The following is a 3935-nucleotide window of genomic DNA, read 5'->3' as shown; positions in this document are numbered from 1 at the left end:
CGTAGAAATATTAGAAGCCATCTTCGAAAACGCTAGGCGACATGGCAGGAAAGACCACAAAGAAAAACATGAAAGTCCGTTCGATGTTTTAGGATTAACTTATAAATAAAAGATCCCCTTGTTTTTATTGCGGACTCCTTTAGGAGTCCATATAACCTTAATTGGAAATATGTGTAATTCAAGGGTGGAACCAATGCTTATCTAGAATTATTCACTTACTAGCTTGACGGATATGGGGAAATGGCGAGACTCCCATGGGAGAAGGGACTAGGTGAGATCCCGCAGGGAGTGAAACGAGCGAGGAAGCTCACCGTTCCCCCATAGGAAAGCGAGTTATTTCCCCAGCCCTCCACCAAATAACGTAACGGTCCTGTATATCTCGAAATCGAGTCTTCAAGTAACCGGCCCTATTCCGTAATAAGCTTATAATGAAGAATCAATATTAAACTATAACAGAGACATAAGAAAAAAGCGTTATCCTTTAGTGATAAGCTTGAGTCTAAAAGGCACTCTTAACGGGGTGTCTTATTTGTGTGTAATCTATCGTTAGAAATCAGAAGGGACAGGGAATAGAACATACAAAACGTTTTTGTTTAGGCATACATTTAGACATCAAAGTCCATATCGTGTATCATAAACTTAAAATTAAGACTTTGTGAAGTTTGTCACAAAATAGTCATACACCTATCGCATCTAAACCGTTTTCACCTATTATACTAGGAATAGATTGTCTGAATTTATTAGATTGACTTGCAGTAAGAGGGGGAAGGGAAAATGTTTGATTTAGATAGTGCTACGCTTAGCCGCATGCTGACTGCACTGACTCTTGGTTATCACGCGATATTTGCTACGCTTGGTGTAGGTATTCCCGTCATGATATCCATTGCAGAATTTATAGGAATTAAAAAGAAAGATCCTCACTATACGCTGCTGGCAAGACGCTGGACAAGAGGATTTACCATTACAGTCGCTGTAGGGGTTGTGACAGGAACCGCTATTGGATTGCAGCTCTCCTTGTTATGGCCGAGCTTTATGCAGCTGGCAGGTAAGGTGATCGCTTTACCACTGTTTATGGAAACTTTCGCTTTTTTCTTTGAAGCTATATTTTTAGGAATCTATCTTTATACATGGGACCGTTTTAAAAACCCTATGTATCACTGGCTGTTATCGATTCCTGTGGTGATCGGTTCTACATTATCAGCTTTCTTTATCACATCGGTGAACGGTTTTCTAAACACTCCGCAAGGGTTTGAACTGGAAGGAGATACAGTTACGTCCATCCAACCGCTGGCTGCGATGTTCAATCCAGCGACGCCTACGAAGGTCTTTCACGTCGTTTCCACGTCTTATTTAACCGCAGCAGCTGTCCTGGCAACCATTGCAGCCATTTATCTATTGAAAAAGAAAAATACCCTCTATCATATGAAGGCGTTAAAGCTTACGGTGGTTTCCGTGTTTATTTTTGCTATAGCTACGGCTATTGCAGGTGATTTATCTGCTAAGTTCCTCGCAGAAGAGCAGCCGGAAAAACTGGCAGCTGGAGAATGGCATTTTGAAACAGAAGAAGGAGCCGACTTAGTTGTTTTCGGTACATTAAATGAAAATCAGGAAGTGGAGAATGCGATCCGGATACCAAATGCTTTAAGCTTTTTAGCTCACGGTGACTTTAATGCAGAGGTGACCGGACTGGACCAAATTCCAGATGACGAAGAACCTCCGCTTTGGATTCACTATATGTTTGACTTAATGGTATCAATCGGTTTCTTCACACTTGGAATTTCCCTTATGTACATGGTTTTCTGGAAGGTGAAGAAATGGAACGAATATCATCCGCTGCTATTATGGGGAATCGCGTCACTCGGACCACTCTCCATGGCCGCTGTAGAATTTGGCTGGGTATTTGCTGAACTGGGACGTCAGCCTTGGATTCTAAGAGGATTTATGACGGTCTCTGAAGGGGCAACAACCTCCCCTTACGTTGGCTGGATGCTCATTCTGTTTATTGGCTTATATACCGTACTATCGATCGGCTGCATAATTGCGCTGCGTAAGATATTCAAAGGAAACCCAGCTGAACATGAGCTTGAACATCGTTATCCTGAAGTGGCAGCCGCAAAGGAGGGTAACTAACTCATGAGTTACGAATTAGTTGGAATTTCTGTACTTTGGCTGTTTCTATATGGCTATCTGATTGTGGCATCGATTGACTTCGGCGCAGGATTCTTTGCGTATTTTGCGAAGGTTACGAAGAAAGATCATATCATTAATAAATTGATTTCCCGTTATCTCTCTCCAGTCTGGGAAGTAACCAATGTGTTTTTTGTGTTCTTCTTTGTAGGATTAATAGGATTTTTCCCGGATATGGCTTATTATTTCGGCCAATCTCTATTAATACCGGGGAGTATTGCGATTGTCCTACTGGCTATTCGTGGCTCTTTTTACGCCTTTGAAAATTATGGTTCAAAAGAAAATCATTTGTACATGTTTTTATACGGAGCTACAGGCTTGTTGATCCCTGCAGCTTTGTCCACGGCTCTCACGATATCTGAAGGTGGCTTTATTGAAGAAACGGAGAACGGAGTCCATCTGATGTATGGAGAACTGTTTTCTAGTCCTTATTCCTGGAGTGTCGTTTTTCTGGCCATCGTCTCTGTTTTGTATATCAGCTCCATGTTTCTGGCCTTTTATGCAAAGCGTGCCGGAGACCAGCCGGCTCTCGATTTAGTTAGGAAGTACGCTTTGTTCTGGAGTTCGCCAACTATTATCGCCAGCTTGACGACGTTTATTGCACTCAGTCAACAAAACCCGGAACACTTCCAGCGGGCGATCGATCTGTGGTGGGTATTTGGAATTTCAGTGGCTTTCTTTATGGCTGCCGTTTTCCTTATCTATCAAGGGAAATATTATGGATGGGCCTTCATCGCGGTTATGCTTCAATTCTTTGTGGCCTTCTTCGGCTACGGAGCATCCCATCTGCCTTACCTGCTGTACCCGTATGTAACGCTGTCTGGGGGAGTAACAAGTGAGGCTATGGCGGTAGCCTTAATCGTCGTGTTTATAGCCGGCTTACTTTTGCTTATTCCATCCCTGATCATGCTGATGCGAATGTTCCTATTTGATGCTGATTATGTCAAAGGTAAAAAATAATAATAGGATGCTTCATTTTGCAGCTTGTAGAGGAACTTAGTCGGTTCTCTACAAGCTTTTTTTATTAGGCTTTGTTAAACTTCCATGTTGATTCTAAGGTAAAGCTCCCGATACTGGAAGACTCAGTTTCGAGATAGTTGGGGTCCTTTGCAAACAATAGGTGAGGGCGGCTACGGAAAACAACTCGCTTCCCTGCGGCCCTACATGACGTAGGGTCGATCGACGTTGCCACAGGACGTGGCGACCTTAGTCGATCCTCCTTTTACCATAAGCCTCCTCGGTCGCTGTCACTCCCTGTGGGGTCTTGCCTAGCTCCTTCTCCCGCGGGAGTCTCGTCGTTTCCTCCGCCCCCCCAACGATATCTAGTGAACGGCCCCTGCTATAGGAGACAGGAGCCATAATGCACCTGCATCAAATGCTTCTACAACAGGATTCATACACGTAAACAAACATTAAAACCAGGGTGGACTATAGACGATCCTTGTTCATTGGAAGGTGTTTATCCAGAGAATTTCGAGCTCTCCATGATCGCTAAGGGGCGTAAGGGAACAGCGAAGATTTCTGCGGGATGAACATGAGGTCGCTGAAAAACTGAAAATTTATTAAAGGTAGACTCTAAAAAAGCAGTACATACGGATTTATTCCTTCCCTCCAAGCCGCTTGTCTTTTACTTTTATGAGTACAAGAATACCGCTCTTTTTAGATGGATTTTCGTTGATTCTACGATGAGCGTTCGGTGGTGACGCCTGCGGGAACAGCGCGAGCCGAAGATCCATTTGGTCAAGTGA

The 3935-nt window shown here is 43.5% G+C and carries 2 protein-coding genes; both read left to right on the top strand.

All coding sequences use genetic code 11. From position 1 onward, the window contains the following. Positions 1–774: 774 nt before the first annotated feature. Positions 775–2130, top strand: a complete 1356-nt coding sequence (locus tag BMZ06_RS20250; RefSeq protein ID WP_089755045.1) for a cytochrome ubiquinol oxidase subunit I — start codon at positions 775–777, stop codon at positions 2128–2130. A gap of 3 nt (positions 2131–2133) precedes the next feature. Further along, positions 2134–3147 carry a cytochrome d ubiquinol oxidase subunit II gene (locus BMZ06_RS20245; RefSeq protein ID WP_089755043.1) on the top strand — a complete coding sequence of 338 codons (1014 nt, stop codon included), beginning with the start codon at positions 2134–2136 and terminating at the stop codon, positions 3145–3147. Positions 3148–3935 lie beyond the last annotated feature (788 nt).

It is taken from the genome of Halobacillus alkaliphilus, from assembly GCF_900113125.1.
GTDB lineage: Bacteria > Bacillota > Bacilli > Bacillales > Halobacillaceae > Halobacillus > Halobacillus alkaliphilus.
Note: the sequence above shows the minus strand (reverse complement) of the source record. Positions and strands in the feature narration are given on the sequence as shown.